20 protein-coding genes and 1 pseudogene are annotated in these 15,180 nt (G+C 72.3%); 12 read left to right on the plus strand and 9 right to left on the minus strand.

Going from position 1 to position 15,180, the window contains the following annotated elements; translation table 11 throughout:
• The first annotated feature begins 28 nt into the window (after positions 1 to 28).
• The 3 genes from OG286_RS16980 (at position 29) to OG286_RS16990 (ending at position 3,398) form a co-directional block, all read left to right on the plus strand.
• Complete coding sequence (locus OG286_RS16980; RefSeq protein ID WP_396324506.1) at positions 29 to 1,291, plus strand: outer membrane lipoprotein carrier protein LolA; 1,263 nt, start codon at positions 29 to 31, stop codon at positions 1,289 to 1,291.
• Positions 1,292 to 1,555: 264 nt separating this feature from the next.
• Entirely contained in the window at positions 1,556 to 2,488 is a 933-nt protein-coding gene (locus tag OG286_RS16985) for an ABC transporter ATP-binding protein (RefSeq protein WP_396324507.1), read from the plus strand.
• The gene (locus OG286_RS16990) at positions 2,475 to 3,398 is read left to right on the plus strand and encodes an ABC transporter permease (RefSeq protein WP_396324508.1); all 924 of its coding nucleotides are present in this window, start codon (positions 2,475 to 2,477) and stop codon (positions 3,396 to 3,398) included. Before OG286_RS16985 ends, OG286_RS16990 begins: the two co-directional genes overlap by 14 nt.
• A 104-nt stretch (positions 3,399 to 3,502) precedes the next feature.
• On the opposite strand, the gene rarD is transcribed toward OG286_RS16990, so the two are convergent.
• Complete coding sequence (gene rarD, locus OG286_RS16995; RefSeq protein WP_396324509.1) at positions 3,503 to 4,522, minus strand: EamA family transporter RarD; 1,020 nt, start codon at positions 4,520 to 4,522, stop codon at positions 3,503 to 3,505.
• A gap of 113 nt (positions 4,523 to 4,635) precedes the next feature.
• Complete coding sequence (locus tag OG286_RS17000; RefSeq protein WP_396324510.1) at positions 4,636 to 5,490, minus strand: SDR family oxidoreductase; 855 nt, start codon at positions 5,488 to 5,490, stop codon at positions 4,636 to 4,638.
• 217 nt (positions 5,491 to 5,707) lie between these two features.
• Between OG286_RS17000 and OG286_RS17005 the strand changes: the two genes are divergently transcribed.
• Positions 5,708 to 6,046 carry a winged helix-turn-helix transcriptional regulator gene (locus OG286_RS17005; protein WP_396324561.1) on the plus strand — a complete coding sequence of 113 codons (339 nt, stop codon included), beginning with the start codon at positions 5,708 to 5,710 and terminating at the stop codon, positions 6,044 to 6,046.
• 262 nt (positions 6,047 to 6,308) lie between these two features.
• On the opposite strand, the gene OG286_RS17010 is transcribed toward OG286_RS17005, so the two are convergent.
• Entirely contained in the window at positions 6,309 to 7,082 is a 774-nt protein-coding gene (locus OG286_RS17010; RefSeq protein ID WP_396324511.1) for a TetR/AcrR family transcriptional regulator, read from the minus strand.
• A 42-nt stretch (positions 7,083 to 7,124) separates the two neighbouring features.
• Here OG286_RS17010 and OG286_RS17015 point away from each other — a divergent pair, with 42 nt between their 5' ends.
• Positions 7,125 to 7,325, plus strand: a complete 201-nt coding sequence (locus tag OG286_RS17015) for a DUF6011 domain-containing protein (RefSeq protein ID WP_405365424.1) — start codon at positions 7,125 to 7,127, stop codon at positions 7,323 to 7,325.
• 33 nt (positions 7,326 to 7,358) lie between these two features.
• Here the strand turns inward: OG286_RS17015 and OG286_RS17020 are convergent, their stop codons facing one another.
• Positions 7,359 to 8,276, minus strand: coding sequence for a DUF6891 domain-containing protein (locus OG286_RS17020; RefSeq protein WP_396324513.1), 918 nt, complete (start codon positions 8,274 to 8,276; stop codon positions 7,359 to 7,361).
• Between the two features lie 242 nt (positions 8,277 to 8,518).
• On the opposite strand from OG286_RS17020, the gene OG286_RS17025 reads away from it, so the two are divergent.
• From OG286_RS17025 to OG286_RS17040, 4 genes are all read left to right on the plus strand, one after another.
• Positions 8,519 to 9,064 carry a hypothetical protein gene (locus OG286_RS17025; RefSeq protein ID WP_396324514.1) on the plus strand — a complete coding sequence of 182 codons (546 nt, stop codon included), beginning with the start codon at positions 8,519 to 8,521 and terminating at the stop codon, positions 9,062 to 9,064.
• 231 nt (positions 9,065 to 9,295) lie between these two features.
• A complete protein-coding gene (locus tag OG286_RS17030; protein WP_396324515.1) occupies positions 9,296 to 9,646 on the plus strand; it encodes a hypothetical protein in 351 nt (116 codons plus the stop codon).
• A 200-nt stretch (positions 9,647 to 9,846) separates the two neighbouring features.
• Complete coding sequence (locus OG286_RS17035; protein WP_405365426.1) at positions 9,847 to 10,860, plus strand: hypothetical protein; 1,014 nt, start codon at positions 9,847 to 9,849, stop codon at positions 10,858 to 10,860.
• A gap of 116 nt (positions 10,861 to 10,976) precedes the next feature.
• Positions 10,977 to 11,546, plus strand: coding sequence for a hypothetical protein (locus OG286_RS17040; RefSeq protein ID WP_405365428.1), 570 nt, complete (start codon positions 10,977 to 10,979; stop codon positions 11,544 to 11,546).
• 17 nt (positions 11,547 to 11,563) lie between these two features.
• On the opposite strand, the pseudogene OG286_RS17045 reads toward OG286_RS17040, so the two are convergent.
• A pseudogene (locus OG286_RS17045) lies at positions 11,564 to 11,677 on the minus strand (IS5/IS1182 family transposase); the annotation flags it as partial.
• Positions 11,678 to 11,798: 121 nt separating this feature from the next.
• On the opposite strand from OG286_RS17045, the gene OG286_RS17050 reads away from it, so the two are divergent.
• Entirely contained in the window at positions 11,799 to 12,428 is a 630-nt protein-coding gene (locus OG286_RS17050) for a class I SAM-dependent methyltransferase (RefSeq protein WP_396324518.1), read from the plus strand.
• 216 nt (positions 12,429 to 12,644) lie between these two features.
• On the opposite strand, the gene OG286_RS17055 is transcribed toward OG286_RS17050, so the two are convergent.
• Genes OG286_RS17055 through OG286_RS17070 form a run of 4 tightly spaced genes read right to left on the minus strand, consistent with a single transcriptional unit; the run spans position 12,645 to position 13,802 of the window.
• Positions 12,645 to 12,977, minus strand: a complete 333-nt coding sequence (locus OG286_RS17055; RefSeq protein WP_396324519.1) for a hypothetical protein — start codon at positions 12,975 to 12,977, stop codon at positions 12,645 to 12,647.
• A gap of 36 nt (positions 12,978 to 13,013) precedes the next feature.
• Positions 13,014 to 13,163, minus strand: coding sequence for a hypothetical protein (locus tag OG286_RS17060; RefSeq protein ID WP_405361076.1), 150 nt, complete (start codon positions 13,161 to 13,163; stop codon positions 13,014 to 13,016).
• Positions 13,160 to 13,399 (minus strand): hypothetical protein, encoded by a 240-nt coding sequence (locus tag OG286_RS17065; protein ID WP_405361074.1) that lies wholly within the window; start codon positions 13,397 to 13,399, stop codon positions 13,160 to 13,162. The genes OG286_RS17060 and OG286_RS17065 overlap by 4 nt, the downstream gene beginning before the upstream one ends.
• Before the next feature lie 37 nt (positions 13,400 to 13,436).
• Complete coding sequence (locus tag OG286_RS17070) at positions 13,437 to 13,802, minus strand: ATP-binding protein (RefSeq protein ID WP_396324522.1); 366 nt, start codon at positions 13,800 to 13,802, stop codon at positions 13,437 to 13,439.
• A 249-nt stretch (positions 13,803 to 14,051) separates the two neighbouring features.
• Here OG286_RS17070 and OG286_RS17075 point away from each other — a divergent pair, with 249 nt between their 5' ends.
• Positions 14,052 to 14,942 (plus strand): helix-turn-helix domain-containing protein, encoded by an 891-nt coding sequence (locus tag OG286_RS17075; protein ID WP_405365430.1) that lies wholly within the window; start codon positions 14,052 to 14,054, stop codon positions 14,940 to 14,942.
• 10 nt (positions 14,943 to 14,952) lie between these two features.
• Positions 14,953 to 15,153, plus strand: a complete 201-nt coding sequence (locus OG286_RS17080; RefSeq protein ID WP_405365432.1) for a DUF397 domain-containing protein — start codon at positions 14,953 to 14,955, stop codon at positions 15,151 to 15,153.
• Positions 15,154 to 15,180 lie beyond the last annotated feature (27 nt).

Raw genomic sequence — 15,180 nt, forward strand, 5'->3', positions numbered from 1 at the left:
GGTCACGGTGATGGAGGGGTAGGACGACATGACGGACGACACGGCGACTGAGCGGGGCCAGGACGGCGCCGCGGTGCCATACCGGGCAGGGCGGCGCACGGCGGTGCGGGTCGCGGTTCCGGTGGCGGTGGCGGCGGTGATCGCCGCGGGCGTCGGCCTGGTGCCGGCGCTCGCGGCCGACTCCCCGCCGGACCTGCCGACACTGTCGGCGGAGCAGGTGGTGGCGAAGGCCCTCGGCTCGCAGGCGCAGACGCTCTCGGGAACGGTCTCGGTCTCCGCCGACCTCGGGGTGCCGAGCCAGCTGCTCGGGGCCGGTGCCGGGCTCTCGGCCGGTGGCGGAGTGGGCTCGGGCGGCACCGGCGGCACCAAGCCGTCCGCGGCCTCGCCGGAGGCCAAGCTGACGCAGCTGCTCGGCGGCGAGCACACCCTGCGGGTCGCGGTGGACGGCCCGGACCGCCAGCGGATCGGCCTGATCGAGCAGCTGGCCGGGTACGAGGTGGTCCACAACGGCGACCAGGTCTGGGCCTGGGACAGCTCCAGCAACGAGGCCGTCCACCTGACGGCCCCGCAGGGCTCCCGCCCCGACGGCCACCCCGGTGGCGGCCACCCCGGCAAGGCGCCGCTGACCGAGGTGCCGGCCACCCCGCAGGAGGCCGCCCGCCAGTTCCTCACCGCGAGCGCGGGCACCACCGCCGTCACCGTGGACGGCACGGCGACCGTCGCCGGGCAGAAGGCGTACCAGCTCAGCGTGAAGCCCACCCAGTCCGGCTCGACCATCGGCGAGGTCCGGATCGCGGTGGCCGCCGAGAACGGCGTGCCGCTCGCCGTGCTGGTCAATGGCGCCGACGGCGGCAAGGTGTTCGACATCCACTTCACCGAGGTGTCGTTCGCCAAGCCGGCCGCCAAGACCTTCGACTTCACGGTGCCCAAGGGCGCCAAGGTGACGGAGCAGAAGGCGGGAGACGCGGCCAAGGCGCCGTCCGGGGCGGAGGCACAGAAGGCCGCCGACGGCCTGAACGTGGTCGGCGAGGGCTGGACGGCGGTGCTGAGCGCCACGCTGCCCACCGGCGACGTCAGCGTCCCGGCCGAGGGCGGGCACGGCAAGCACGGCAAGGGCGGCCCGGCCCAGCTGCAGAACCCGCTGGCGCTGGCGAAGTCGCTCGGCAAGCCGGTCAAGGGCGGCTCGCTGATCAGCACCAAGGTGCTGAACGTGCTGGTCACCGACGACGGCCGGGTCTTCGCGGGCGCGGTGACGCTGCCGGTGCTGCAGAGTGCGGCCGGGGTGAAGTAAGTGACCCAGGCTCCCGTAACGGGGGACGTTACGGAGCCGGCCGGGGGCCGGGGCGCTGCTGCGCGCCCGGCCCCCGTGGCCGTTCCCGCCTCCCCCGGCTCTCCTTCTCCCGGGTCTCCCGGCGCTTCCGGCGCTTCCGGCGCTTCCGGTGCTTCCGGGTCTTCCGGGTCTTCCGGTACTCCTGGCGCTTCCGGCGCTTTCGGCCCTTCCGGGTCTCCCGGCGCTTCCTGGTCCCCCGGCTCTCCTGGCTCCCCGACCGACGATGTGATCAGGACCCGAGGGCTCACCAAGCGGTTCCGCGGCGGCCAGCTCGCCGTGGACGGGCTGGACCTGACCGTCCCCCGGGGCTCGGTCTTCGGCTTCCTCGGCCCCAACGGCTCCGGCAAGACCACCACCATCCGGATGCTGATGGGCCTGATCGCGCCCACCGCGGGCGTCGCCACCGTGCTCGGCGAGCCGATGCCGCAGTCCGTCGGCACGGTGCTGCCCCGGGTCGGTGCGCTGATCGAGGGCCCGGCGCTGTACGGCTTCCTCTCCGGACGGGACAACCTGGCCCGGTTCGACGCTGCCGATCCGACCGCCGATCCGCGCACCCGCAAGCAGCGGGTCGCCGAGGCGCTGGAGCGGGTCGGCCTGACGGCCGCCGCGGGCAAGAAGGCCCGGGCCTACTCGCTGGGCATGAAGCAGCGGCTCGGCCTCGCCTCCGCCCTGCTCCAGCCGCGCGAGCTGCTGGTGCTGGACGAGCCGACCAACGGCCTCGACCCGCAGGGCATGCGGGAGATCCGGGCACTGGTCCGCGAGGTCGCGGCCGAGGGCACGACGGTCTTCCTCTCCTCGCACCTGCTGGACGAGATCGAGCAGGTCTGCACCCACGCCGCGGTGATGTCGCGCGGCCGGCTGGTGGTGCAGGGCACCGTCGCCGAACTGGCCGCCCGGGCCCAGGGCCGACTCGTCGTCCGCACGCCGGACGTGGCCATGGCCGCCGAGGTGCTGACCGCGCACCAGGTCGCCGACCTGCAGAAGGGCGAGGACCGGGTGGACGGCGGGCTGGACGCACCGGCCGACGACGTCCTCCCCCGGATCTGCGCGGCGCTGGTCGCGGCCGGGGTGCGGGTGCACGGCTTCGGTGTGGAGCGGGGCACGTTGGAGGACGCCTTCGTGGCGCTGACCGGGGAGGGCTTCGATGTCGCGGGCTGAGGTGGCGAACAGCGCCGTGGCGGGCGGTGCCGTGGCGGGCAACGCCGGGGTCCCGGGTGTGCCGGTGGCCGGGCGCCGGGCGCAGACGGCGGCCGGGTTCCTGGCGCTGTTCCGCAGCGAGCTGCTGCTGACCTTCCGTCGGGTGCGGACCATGGTGCTGCTGGGCATCCTCGCGGTGCTGCCGGTCCTGATCGGCGTGGTCGTCAAGATCGAGACGGACGGCCCGCGCGGCGGTGAGGGCCCGGCGTTCATCGCGCAGGTGACCCACAACGGCCTGTTCCTGGTCTTCACCGCGCTCGCGGTGGCACTGCCGATCTTCCTGCCGATGACGGTCGGCGTGGTCGCCGGGGACTCGGTGGCCGGCGAGGCTGCCGGCGGCACACTGCGCTACCTGCTGGTCGCCCCGGCCGGGCGGACCAGGCTGCTGGCCGCCAAGTTCACCGCCGGGCTGGTGTTCTGTTTCGCCGCGACGGCAGCCGTCGCCCTGGCGGCACTGGCCACCGGCGCGGCGCTGTTCCCGCTCGACGACGTCACGCTGATCTCCGGGGAGACCATCGGCCTCGGCTCGGCGCTGCTGCGGGCGGTGCTGGTCGCGATCGTGGTGGCCGCCTCACTGGCCGGACTCGTCGCGATCGGGCTCTTCATCTCGACGCTCACCGGCAGCGGCATCGCGGCGATGGCCGCCACCGTCGGCCTGGTGATCACCATCCAGATCCTGGACAGCTTCCCGCAGCTGCACGCGATCCAGCCGTTCCTCTTCACCCACCACTGGCTGAGCTTCGGGGATCTGCTGCGCGAACCGATGTACTGGGACGGCGTGCTGAAGAACCTCGGGTTGCAGGGCGCGTACGTCGCGGTCTTCGGCTCGGCCGCGTGGGCCCGCTTCACGAGCCGGGACATCACGGCCTGACGTCCGTTCCCCGGCCGGCGGCCCCTTCCGGGGTGGCCGGGGAGTCGTGGTCAGGCCGCCCGTTCAGCCGGGCCCGGGCGGCGTCGGCGGGCCGGGCGGCGGGTTCAGCGGGTGACGGCCGGGGCGGTGGCGGGTCCGGCCGTGCCCGGTCCGGTCATGCCCGGTCCGGCCGTCGTGGAGGCGACTGCCCGGGCCAGGGCCGCGGCGCGCTCCACCCGGTCGGCCCGCACCCGGCGCAGCGCGTCCCAGGTCAGCAGCACCAGCGCCACCCAGACCAGGGCGAAACCGGCCCAGCGCGCGGGCGGCATGGACTCGTGGAACACCGCGATGCCGATCAGGAACTGGAACACCGGCGCCAGGTACTGCAGCAGCCCGAGCACGGTGAGCGGGACCCGCACGGCCGCCGCGCCGAAGCAGAGCAGCGGGATCGCGGTGATCACTCCGCTGAGCATCAGCAGCCCCGAGTGCCCCCAGCCGTACGAGCCGGCCACCGTGTGCCCGAGGGTGCCGCGGCCGCTGAACTCCAGGTAGACCAGGTAGCCGAGGGCGAAGGGGAACATGAAGGCGCTCTCGGCCGCCAGGCTCTCCAGCCCGCTCAGCCCGACCTTCTTCTTCAGCAGCCCGTAGGTGGCGAAGGAGAGCGCCAGGGTCAGCGCGATCCACGGCAGCCGGCCGTATCCGACGGTCAGCACCACCACCGCGAGGGCGCCGATCCCGACGGCCGCCCACTGCGCCGGCCGCAGTCGCTCCTTCAGCACCAGCACGCCGAACCCGATGGTGACCAGCGGGTTGATGAAGTAGCCGAGGCTGGTCTCGACGACGTGCCCGGCGTTGACGCCCCAGATGTAGACGCCCCAGTTGACCGAGATCACGGCGGCGGCCGCGCCCAGCATGGCGAGCCGGCGCGGCTGGCGCAGCAGCGGGCGTATCCAGCCCCAGTGCCGCTGGACGAGCAGCAGCAGCGCCACGGCGACCAGCGACCAGACCATCCGGTTGGCCAGGATGTCGTCGGCCGCGCCCGGCTCCAGCAGTGGCCAGAACAGCGGGAAGAGCCCCCAGATCCCGTACGCGGCCACACCGAACCAGAGCCCTCGGCCGGCCTCCTGCTGGGTTGTCTCTGGCATTGCCGGCCTGCCCTCCGCGCGCACGTGTGTCGAGCCGACGGTAGCGGGCACGGGGGCAGGCTGTCATCTCCGTACGCGCATTTTGGTCATGACAACGAAGGGACCGGGAACCCTCAGGCGGTGAGCGCGGCGCGCACGGTCTCCGCCAGCGGGACGGTCGGACGGCCGATCAGCCGGGCCAGGTCACCGGTGCGCAGGCCGAGTTCGCCGCGCGCGATGGCCGCGTCCGTGTCCACGAAGACCTCCGCGAGCGCCTCCGGCAGACCCGCCGCCACCAGCCGCTCGACCTGCTCGGCCGGCTCGACCTCGCGGTACACCACCGGTCGGCCCGAGGCCGCGGAGAGCTCCGACGCGTACTCGCCCATGCTCCAGTCGGCGTCGCCGCTCAGCTCGTACACACCGCCCTCGTGCCCCTCGCCGGTGAGCACCGCGACCGCGGCGTCGGCGTAGTCCTGGCGCGGGGCGGTGGCCACCCGACCGTCCCCGCCACTGCCGAAGACCTCCCCGCGCTCCAGGCTCCCGGCCGCGGTAGCGGTGTAGTTCTCGGTGTACCAGCCGTTGCGCAGCAGCGCGAAGGGCAGGCCGGACTCCCGCAGCACCGCCTCGGTGGCGATGTGCTCCTCGGCGATCCGGAACGTCGCCGCCGGGCCGCCCAGCACGCTCGTGTACGCCAGCAGCCCGGCCCCGGCCGCCTTCGCCGCGTCGATCACCGCGCGGTGCTGCGCCACCCGGCTGCCGAACTGGTTCCCGGAGATCAGCAGCACCCGGTCGCCGGCCGCGAACACCCCGGCGAGCGTCTCGGGCCGGCCGTAGTCGGCCTCGTGCACCCGCACGCCCCGGGCGGCCCAGGCGGCGGCCTTGTCCGCCGAGCGGACGACCACCGCGATCTCGTCCGCCGGGACCGCAGCCAGCAGCCCCTCCACGACCAGCTTGCCGAGCTGTCCGGTGGCACCGGTGACGACGTACATGTGCTGCTCCCTGGGGTTTCTCACCGCGCGTCCGGGTCCTCGCCGCGCGTCGGCTTCGGGAACTCACCCTAGGGAGGGCACTAACTTCTGGATAGTACGCACTTGGAAGTAGGGTACTGACATGAAGGTAATGGCAGAGACGTCATCGGCCTCATCGGCCTCATCGGCCTCGTCGGCCTCGTCGTTCCTCGACAGAGCGCCCGACATCTACGACCGCATGTGCCCGTCGCGCGGCGTCCTGGAGCACGTCACCAGCCGCTGGGGCGTGCTGGTGCTGGTCGCGCTGCGCGAGCGCGGCTACCGCTTCAGCGAGCTGCGCCGCCGGGTGTCGGGCGTGAGCGAGAAGATGCTCGCGCAGACCCTCCAGACGCTGGAGCGCGACGGCTTCGTCCTGCGCGAGGCCCACCCGGTGATCCCTCCCCGGGTCGACTACAGCCTGACCCCGCTCGGACTGGAGGCGGCCGAGCACGTCTCAGCGCTCGCGCACTGGGTGGAGGAGCGGATGTGCGGCGTCCGGGCCGCCCGCGAGGAGTACGACGCCCGGCCGCCCCGCTGAGCCGGGCGAGCACGGCGGCACCGGGCGGGTCGGCTGGACCGGGCGGGTCGGCTGCACCGGGCGGGTCGGCTGCACCGGCGGCCACGACGGGCAGGGGCGCGGAGGGCGGGGCGCGGCCCGGCCGTGACGAGGCCCGAGCGGCCACGCACCGGGCTTTTATGCAGACCGGTCTACCTATGTAGACCGGTCTGCATAAACCGATCGGTCTACAGATTCACCGCGCGGCACCCGGCGCGCAGCCAAAATAGGTAGGCCGGTCTACTTACTCCCCCTGCGCCGCGATCAGCGCCGCGAATCCGTCCAGCACCCGGGCGAGCCCGAACGCGTACGCGTGGTCCGGGCTGTACGCGCCGCCGTGGGCCTCGCCGGCCGCGGAGCCGACGCGCGCGGCGACCGGGAACCGTTCGGGGTCGAGCACGCGGGCCAGCAGCTCGGCGTTGGCGGCCCACCACTGGGCGTCGCTCATCGCACTGTCCTGCTCGGCGGCACGCTCGTCGACGGCCATCCGCGCGCAGGTCTGCACGAAGCCCAGCAGGTGGGTGAGGGCCGCGTCCAGCTCCACGTCCGCCAGACCCGTCCCCTCCAGGGCACGCAGCTCGTACTCGTACTTGGCCATCACCCCCGGCCCCAGCGGCGGGCGGCTGGTGGATACCCCCGCCACCCAGGGGTGCGCCCGGTAGAGCGCCCGGTTGTCGTCGGCCACGGCGGTGACCCGGGCCCGCCAGCCCTCGCCGGCGGGGGCCGTGCGCGGCATGGTCGCGTAGACGGTGTCCAGCATCAGGTCCAGCAGTTCGGCCTTGCCCGGCACGTAGGTGTAGAGCGCCATCGGGGAGACGCCCAGCTCCTGGGCGACCCGCCGCATCGTGACAGCGTCCACGCCCTCCGCGTCGGCCAGCGCGATCGCCGTCGCGGCGATCTCCGCCGGCGACTTCGCCTGCCGGGGCCCGCGCCGGCCCGGCTTCTCCTCCGCCGACACACCCCAGAGCAGTGCCAGCGTGCGCGCCGGATCTCCTGCACTGCTGCGCTCACTCGCCATGGGGAGATCCTTTCACGGCCGGGCCCGGCTACCGTCTAGCCCATGACCGCCCCCGACCCCCTCCCCGGCACGGACGCCCCGGAGGTCCTCCGCCCCCGGGTCACCTGCCGCCGCTGCCACCGGCCGCTGCACGACCCCGAGTCCCGGATGCTGCGCCTCGGCCCGGAGTGCCGGGACCCGGCGGAGCGCGTCGCCCGCCACGAGGTCGAGCAGGACACGCTGCCGGGGCTGGACGGCTCCTGAAGCCTGCTGCAGAAGGAGGGCTGTGCGTGAGCTCTAGCCGACCAGGCGGCGGCGCCAGTCCAGAGGGGTGACGGTGACGGCCTGGCCCGGGTCGCCGTCCCACTCGGTGTGGAAGCCGCCCGCTTCGAGGGCCGCCACCACCTCGTGGCCGATGGCCGCGGTGGTCTCGGACGAGCCGTCGAAGCCGCCGTAGAGCAGCGTCAGGCCGTGGCCGGCCGCAGCGGCGTCCGTGCACTGGGTGTGGAAGTAGACGAAGCCGCGGGCGTCCGGCCCGCCTTCGCCGCCGATCTCGGACTGCCCGCAGCTGCGGCAGCACGCGAAGTTCTCGCGGGCGGTGATACCGGTCTCCTGCAGGGCGGCGAACACACGGGTGAGCCGCTCCGGGTCGGTCTCGCCCTGCCACTGCGCCTGCTCCGCGACGCGCTCCAGCCACAGCCGGTCGGCCAGCACCTGCGCCTGCTCGCGCGAGACGGGCCGACGGTCCTTGGTGACCAGGTAGTCCTCGGCGAGCTCGGCCAGTTCGGCGCGGGAGGCGTAGCCGCCGACCAGCACCTCGCGGACGCGCTTCTCCAACTGCCTGCGGTCGTCCTCGTCCAGGTCGAGCGCCGGCACCTCGCGCGCGGGGCCCAGGTCGAGCAGCGACCAGACCGGACCGGAATCCCAACCGGCCTCCTGCCGGGCCCAGCCGGTCAGCACCGCGACCACGACCTCGGGACCGTCGGCCGGCGTCCGGAAGTGCCGGTCGGAGGAGCCGTCGCGGTACTCCAGCGTGTACTCCCCGCCGGACTCGTGCCAGACCTGGGCGAAGACGTCGGGCAGGTCGGGAACCCGCTGGATCACCAGGAACCGGTCACCGTCGCCGCCGATCCGGCGGACCAGCCCGGCCAACTCCTCGGCGGACAAGCGGACATGCCGCTCCCAGTTCTCCGTCTCGACCACGATCTCAAGCACACGCAGACTCTGGCACACCCCGCTGACAGCCACCACCCGGGGATCACCTCTCGGGCCTCGGGCCTCAGGCCTCGGGCCTCGGGCCTCGGGTCAGGGTCCCGTCTCCTCCTCCGGGGGCGCACCCCGGCCCGGCGCTCCCTCGGCGGGGGGAGACGGTCCGCCGGTGCAGACGATGGATCCGGTCGTCCGCTGCGCGATCGTCGAGGGGTCGGTAAACCCCGTTCCCACCGAAGGAGTTCACGATGTCCCGCCGCCACCTGTCGAACACGACCGCAGCCGCCGCGCCCCGCTGGGCCGTGTGGACGGCGTGGGCGACCGTGCTGTGCACGGTCCCCTCGTGCGTGTGGCGGCTGGCGTTGGGCTTCGGGGCCGACGTCGGCTTCACCGGCAGGCTCGGCGAGCTGTACACCGGTCCGGCGATCACGGTCTACGTGCTGGTGCTGTCGGTCGCGTCGCAGGCGGCGGCCTGCCTGACGCTGGGCCTGGTCCGGCTGTGGGGCGAGCGGGTCCCGCACTGGGTTCCGGGACTGGGCGGCCGGCGCATCCCGCGGGCGGCGGTGACCGTCCCCGCCGGGCTGGGCGCTGCGGCCGTGACCGCGCTCTGCGCCGCGGTCACGCTGATCCCCGGCGGCCCTCTGGACAACCCCGACTTTCCCCGGGGCACCGCCGGCCTGGTGATGGACGCCTGCTACGCGCCGCTGCTGCTCTGGGGCCCGCTCGTGGGGGCGCTCACCGTCGCCTACGCCCGGCGTCGCCGCGCCGAAGCGGCGGCACCGACAGCGCAGTGAGCGCCGGCAGCGGGACCGAACGCGGAGGGCGCGGCCGGGCCCTCCCCGCCGCCACCGCCACCACCCGCTGCCGCTGATCAGCTCTTACGCCGGCGGCCCGACCTGGGTCCTCACCGTGGACGGCGCATCGGACGTCGACGCGACGCTGTGGGCGTCGGCGATCTGTTCCACGGCGCCGCACACCCAGGTGTTCAACAGGCCGGTCGCGGTTCCGGCGCGGAGCAGCAGGCCTTGCAGGCCCTGTGTCCGCCCGGCCAGTACGCCACCGGAGGCGGCGGGCGCGTCGACCTCGGCGTGCTCAACGTCGGGGGGTCCTACGCCACCGGGAACGACCTGAACGACCGCTGGGCCTACTCCATCGACAACGTGAGCGGGATGACCCACTACCTGGAGGCCTTCGTGGTCTGCTCGTTGTCGCCCCATCACCACTGCTGGGGCACCGGCACGAAGCTCCCGCTCTTCCACGGGACCGCCCAGGACCTGAAGTACTGCCCGTCCCGGGCGGTGACCGGCGGAGGCGCGATCGCCGTCGGAGCCTCGATCTACGAGTCCGCTCCAACGGCTGGCTGGCCCAGGCCGTGAACGAGTCGGCGGACCATCCGGACGTGCGCGTGAACGCGGTCTGCAAGGACTGAGTCGAACGGATCCAAGCGGAGCGGGAAGTCGGCGGATCCGACGTCCCGCTCCCCTGTGGACCCCAGGGTCCGGCGCCGGAGCGGTGTCCGCGCCGACGGGTAACGTCCTCGCCGACCCGGTCTCCGTCCACCGCCGAAGGACCTCCGTTGGCACGCACCTCACCGCCCCGCCCCGCGGACATCGTCGCCGCGTTCCCCGAACTGGCGCCGCTGGCCCGCGAGGCCGTCCGGCTGCACCCGCGCCGCGGCGAGCCGACGGTGCGCGACAGCTCCGTCGGCGGGCCGCTGCTCTGGCCGGCGGACGAGCCCTGGCCGGTGTGCGAGCGGGAGCACGAGGACGACCACGGGCTGCCGGTGTCGCCGAGCGACGTCCGGCTGGAGCGGCGCATCCTGGGCGAGGCCCGGAAGCGGCCGCGGCGACCGGGAGTCGACTTCCTCACGCCGGAGGAGCGGGCGGCGCTCGACCGCGCCGGAGAGAGCCACCCCTGGAGCACGGCACCGAACGCGATGCTGCCCGTGGCCCAGTTGTACGCACGGGACGTACCGGGCGTGCCCTGCCCGGACGGTGCCGACCTGCTCCAGGTGCTGTGGTGCCCGCTCGACGGCCACGGGGAGGACATGCCGGTCGTGCACCTGGTGTGGCGGTCCTCCGCCGATGTCCGGGTCGTGCTGACCGACCCTCCCGAGCCGGCCGACGTGGAGAGCCACGGCGGGACGGTCCCGGAGCCGTGCGTGCTCCACCCCGAGGTGGTCACCGAGTACCCGGCGCCGTTGGAGCTGGACCGGGAGCTGCGGTCCCGGCTCCGGCAGTGGGGCGAGACGTCCGGCCGCCCCGGGGGCGGCGACCCTGCCTGCTACCAGTCGGACCTCTCCGTCGCCCCCGGCTGGAAGGTCGGCGGGTGGGGCCCGTGGAGCTTCCGCGATCCGTGGGCGATGACCTGCGGCGCATGCGGGGCCGCCATGACACCGTTGCTGACGATCAGCTCCGGCGACTCGGACGGGACATGGGCGCCGCTGGAGGAGCAGGGTGTGCCGGCGGACGCGGAGGCCCGGCGCGACATCGACGACCCGGTCATGGTGCAGATCGGCCGGGGCTACAACCTGCAGCTCTACTTCTGCCCGACATCCTTCGACCACCCGCACCTCGAGGTCATGCAGTAGCCGGCGGGTCGGCCTCGCTGCGAGCACTGGAACGTTGCCCCGCAGGCCTGTTGGGGATCGGACGGTGAGCATCCCCGCCGTCCCGGCGCGACAGCCCACGGCGTAGTGTGCGCGGAGTGAACGAACTGATCTTTCGGGCCAAGGACCGGTACCGTCCGTCCTGGTCGCACCTCCTGATGACGCTCGTCATCTTCGGCCTCGAAGGCTCCTTGGCCGTCGTCAAGATGGGTCCCACGGCCGGCGCTTGGCTGATCGGCGGGACGATTCTGCTCCTGATACCCCTCGGCTGCGTCACGTTCCGGAGCTGGTCCTCGGTCGGCCCCGCCGGAATAACCATCTGCTGGGGCCTCGGGCGCGGCCGCACCTACCCGTGGCACGAGGTCCAGTGGATCGACGTGCGGAAGATCGAGAGCCAGACCGGCGACTCGCAGGCGGCCCGGATGTTCCTCACGAGCGGGCGGCGCCGCTCGCTCCCCGGGCTCCAGAACAGCGACATGTACCCCGACTCCGAATTCGACGTCGACTTCCAGCGCGTCGTCAACTGGTGGGAACTGAGCACGGACGAGCCTGCTCGGATCCGGCCGCAGAAGCGGTCCCGGGACCGGATCTCGCCAACGGTGCTCGGCCTCCTCCTCGCGGTCCTCATCGCGGTCGTCGCCGGAGCCGTCTTCGTCCTGATGCACTAGGACTGCCCGACAGATGATCATCTGACTGGTTCGCGAAGCCAGATGATCAGGGAGGCCGGACCAACGCCGGCGCGAGAGCGGTCGGCGAGCTTGCCGAAGTGCGTGGCAATCGCCCGGAACTGCCCAAGGCGGTCGAGTGGTCAGTCCTCCCCGGGAGCGGCCGAGGGCCTGGCTCCGCTCCCACACCGCGTCCGTCACCCCACCGCGGCCTGCCACAAGACCAATCATCAGACCGGCTTTAGAGTGCTTCCCGTGGCGGATCATCAGGACGAGACCAGGGTGGCCTACGACGGTGTCGTGGAGCTGTACGCATCGCTGTTCGCGGACCGGCTGGAGGGGCGGCCGTTCGCCCGGGCCATGATCAGCACCTTCGCCGAACTGGTGCGCGAGACGGGCAACCCGCGGGCAGCGGACGTCGGGTGCGGGCCCGGACATCTGACGGCCCTGCTGCACGAACTGGGCCTGGACGCCTTCGGACTCGACCTCTCCCCGGGCATGGTCGACCACGCCCGGCGGGCCCATCCGGCGCTGCGCTTCCAGGAGGCGCGGATGGAGTCCCTGCCGGTCGAGGACGGCGCGCTCGGCGGCGTACTGGCCCACTACTCGATGATCCACACCCCGCCGGGGGAACTGCCGGAGCTGCTCGCCGAGCAGGTGCGCGTCCTGGCACCGGGCGGCCTGCTCCTGGTCTCCTTCTTCGGGACCGACGGACCGGAACCGGTCCGATTCGACCACAAGGTGACGCCTGCCTTCAGCTGGCCGGTGGACCGCCTCGCCGACCTGCTGGCCGACGCCGGGCTCGTTCCCTTCGCCCGGCTGCTCCACGACCCGGCCTCCGAGCGGGGCTTCCTCGACGCCCACCTGCTGGCCCGCCGTTCGTAGGGCCTGTCCGACAATGCCCGCAGGGCGACGCCACGTGTTGTGACGAGGCTTCAGCCCCTGGGTCGAGACCTCGCCACCGTTGTGGCCGGTCGGGCGCGGCCTGCCGGTCTGCATCCGCCCCGCGTCCTTCGTTTCCCTCGTGCCCTGAGGTCATGTGGGAGGGCGCCGGTGGCGGTGGCGGTCGCGGAGTGGGAAGTCGGATGGGCCGACTTCCCACTACGGGTCCGAGGCGGCTGGCCTGGCCCTGGGGCCGGCCCCGGGTCGGGGGTTGAGACGGGCAGGGTGCCAGGTGGTGTTGCGGCCGGCGCCCTCGCGGTAGGCGATCCGCTGGACGGCGGTGAGCAGACGGTAGAGGTTGAGGGCAGCGTCAGACTCGTCGGCGTCATAGCCGAGTTGGTGGATGAACGCTTCGAGCTGGGGCCAGTCGAAGTCGTCGGGAACGGTCGGGGTGCATCCGGTGGCGGTGTGCGCGTTGAAGGCGGCGGCGACGGCGTAGTGGGCGGCGGCGAGCGCGTTGGCGAGCGGAGGCTGCGGCGGCACTTCGGGCATGGAGGTGCCCTTCAGGGGAGGGGTGACAGGGGGCGATCAGTTCGGTGTGCGCCGGGCGGGCGCGTCATACTCGGGCTTTGCAACCTTGCCAGCGGTGATGACGCCGAGGACGAGGGTGGCGATCGCGAGCGCGATCAGGACGGCGAACGCGGCGCCGACGAGGAAGTCGATGGTGCCGGCTCTCATCGGCGGATCCCGATGACGCAGTGGCCGAGGTGGGCGGCGAGGCCGTGGAGAAGTTCGTGGGCCTGGTCGCGGGTGAGGGGGAAGGCGAGCTGTTCGCCGGGGCCGGCGTGAACGTCCAGGTCGACGGCGAGCCGGAGCTGCACGGTGGCGTCGGGGACGGCCTCAACGGCGAGGTAGGGGACGGTCGTTCGCTCGACATGGGTGGAGCTGGTGACGAGCGGGATCACGACTCCCACGGTTCACCTCGCCGGGCGTCGAGGACGAGGTTTCGGCTCACGCGGCGGCGTCCAGCTCGAACCAGACGCTCTTGCCACGCTTGCGGGGATCGGCCCCGAAGCGGTGGGTGAGCGAGCGGACCAGGTGGAGCCCTCGGCCGGAGAGCTCGTAGGGGTCGGCGGAGGTTCGCTGCTCGGGGAGGTCCGGGCTGTCGTCGCTGACCGAGACGCGGACGGTCCGGTTCAGGACGACGACCACCACGAGGGGCGCCTGACTGCCGGCGTGCTTCCAGGCATTGACGAAGAGCTCGTGGAGGGCGAGTTCGGCATCGCGGATGACGTCGTCCGGCCAGCCGGAGGAGCCGAGGACGTCCCGCAGCTCGTCGCGGGCGGCGGACCAGTCGGGAGGGTTGAAGGCACGCACGAAGAACCTCCGGAAGAGGAGAGGGAGTTCGAGGCGGAGACGTGACCGTGAGCCAGGCCGCACATGGCTGCTCTGCGGCGCCCAGACAGGCATTACTGACGCTCCGTCGTGTGATCGGTGCAACACTGAGAGTAGGGGGCGGCGTGTAAGAGTTGCAAGCCGATCGCCAAGTTTTCCTAGCTGGCGTCACCCGTTGGTGGCGCCGTAGGTGACTTGTGCGCGAGACTGCGCAGACAGGGAAGGACTGCCGTGGGATACAAGGGGCCGATCAGCCAGCGTCAGCGTCGATTCGGCGAAGAGCTGCAACGACTTCGCGTGGCGGCGGGACTGTCCGCTTCAGAAGCGGGTGCGCTCGTGGGCATGAAGGGGCCAGCAGTAAGCCACACCGAGTCGGGTCGAATCAGCCTCAACCTGGAGCGGCTTGAGATCTGGCTCGACGCCTATGGCTGCACGGATATCCCATACCGAGTGGCGCTCGCGGAGATGGGCCGGGCCACGGGCAAGGGCTGGTGGTCGGCGTTCGAAGACCAGGTGCCAGCACTTGCCCTGGACTTGGCCGAGTTGGAGAACAGGACCGTCCGGCTGGACAGTTACGACACGCTGTACGTCCCAGGCCTCCTCCAGCTACCTGCATACACCGAAGCCATCTACCAGGATTCCTACCGCCAGGCCAAGTGGGACGTGGCGACGGCAGTGCGGTTCCGGATGGAACGACAGCAGATTCTTGCTGACGGTAAGCAGCGGAAGTTCCGATTCGTAATCCACGAGGCAGCACTGCGCATGCGGTTCGCGGGCGACGCTGTCATGCGGGCGCAGCTGCTTCACCTGCTCGACGTGGCAGAGCTCCCGAACGTCACCATCCAGGTGTTGCCGTTCACAGCGCCGAGGCATGCGCCGCTGTCGTCCTCGTTCCTGTTCTGCGACCCAGGCTGCACCGATCTGGCCACGATCGTTATCTCTGGTCCGAAGCGCGCCGAACACTTCGGCGATCCGGTCGACATCGCCGCCTACCATGAGAAGTTCGAGCAACTGAGCGACCTCGCGCTCGCCGGCGTGGATACGAGTGGAACCCTCCGCGAGCTTTCCTCCCGAGACTCGTGGGGTCTCATTCAGCATCTCGTCTACATGCTCCAGGGCTGAAAGGCATCCGATGTCCCACCTTTCTTGGCAGAAGTCGTCATACAGCGATGCTGACGGCGCCGACAATTGCCTCGAACTGGCCCCCGGGACCGGCGTTCTCCGCCACCTCCGCGAGTCCGACGACCCGGACGTCGTCCTCACCACCACCACCACCAAGCTCCGTGCCTTCATCCTCGGCGTCAAAGCCGGCGAGTTCGACCACCTCATCTGACCGACGAGCCGGGGCTATGACTGCCGG

This window comes from Kitasatospora sp. NBC_00039, assembly GCF_045160625.1.
In the GTDB taxonomy this organism is placed as follows: Bacteria; Actinomycetota; Actinomycetes; order Streptomycetales; family Streptomycetaceae; genus Kitasatospora.

Excerpts from the sequence above, each read along its gene's own strand:
- OG286_RS16980 (WP_396324506.1), top strand. The coding sequence starts at position 29 with ATGACGGACGACACGGCGACTGAGCGGGGCCAGGACGGCGCCGCGGTG.
- OG286_RS16990 (WP_396324508.1), top strand. The coding sequence starts at position 2,475 with ATGTCGCGGGCTGAGGTGGCGAACAGCGCCGTGGCGGGCGGTGCCGTG.
- rarD (WP_396324509.1), bottom strand. The coding sequence starts at position 4,522 with ATGCCAGAGACAACCCAGCAGGAGGCCGGCCGAGGGCTCTGGTTCGGT.
- OG286_RS17000 (WP_396324510.1), bottom strand. The coding sequence starts at position 5,490 with ATGTACGTCGTCACCGGTGCCACCGGACAGCTCGGCAAGCTGGTCGTG.
- OG286_RS17005 (WP_396324561.1), top strand. The coding sequence starts at position 5,708 with ATGTGCCCGTCGCGCGGCGTCCTGGAGCACGTCACCAGCCGCTGGGGC.
- OG286_RS17010 (WP_396324511.1), bottom strand. The coding sequence starts at position 7,082 with ATGGCGAGTGAGCGCAGCAGTGCAGGAGATCCGGCGCGCACGCTGGCA.
- OG286_RS17015 (WP_405365424.1), top strand. The coding sequence starts at position 7,125 with ATGACCGCCCCCGACCCCCTCCCCGGCACGGACGCCCCGGAGGTCCTC.
- OG286_RS17025 (WP_396324514.1), top strand. The coding sequence starts at position 8,519 with ATGTCCCGCCGCCACCTGTCGAACACGACCGCAGCCGCCGCGCCCCGC.
- OG286_RS17055 (WP_396324519.1), bottom strand. The coding sequence starts at position 12,977 with ATGCCCGAAGTGCCGCCGCAGCCTCCGCTCGCCAACGCGCTCGCCGCC.
- OG286_RS17060 (WP_405361076.1), bottom strand. The coding sequence starts at position 13,163 with ATGAGAGCCGGCACCATCGACTTCCTCGTCGGCGCCGCGTTCGCCGTC.
- OG286_RS17080 (WP_405365432.1), top strand. The coding sequence starts at position 14,953 with ATGTCCCACCTTTCTTGGCAGAAGTCGTCATACAGCGATGCTGACGGC.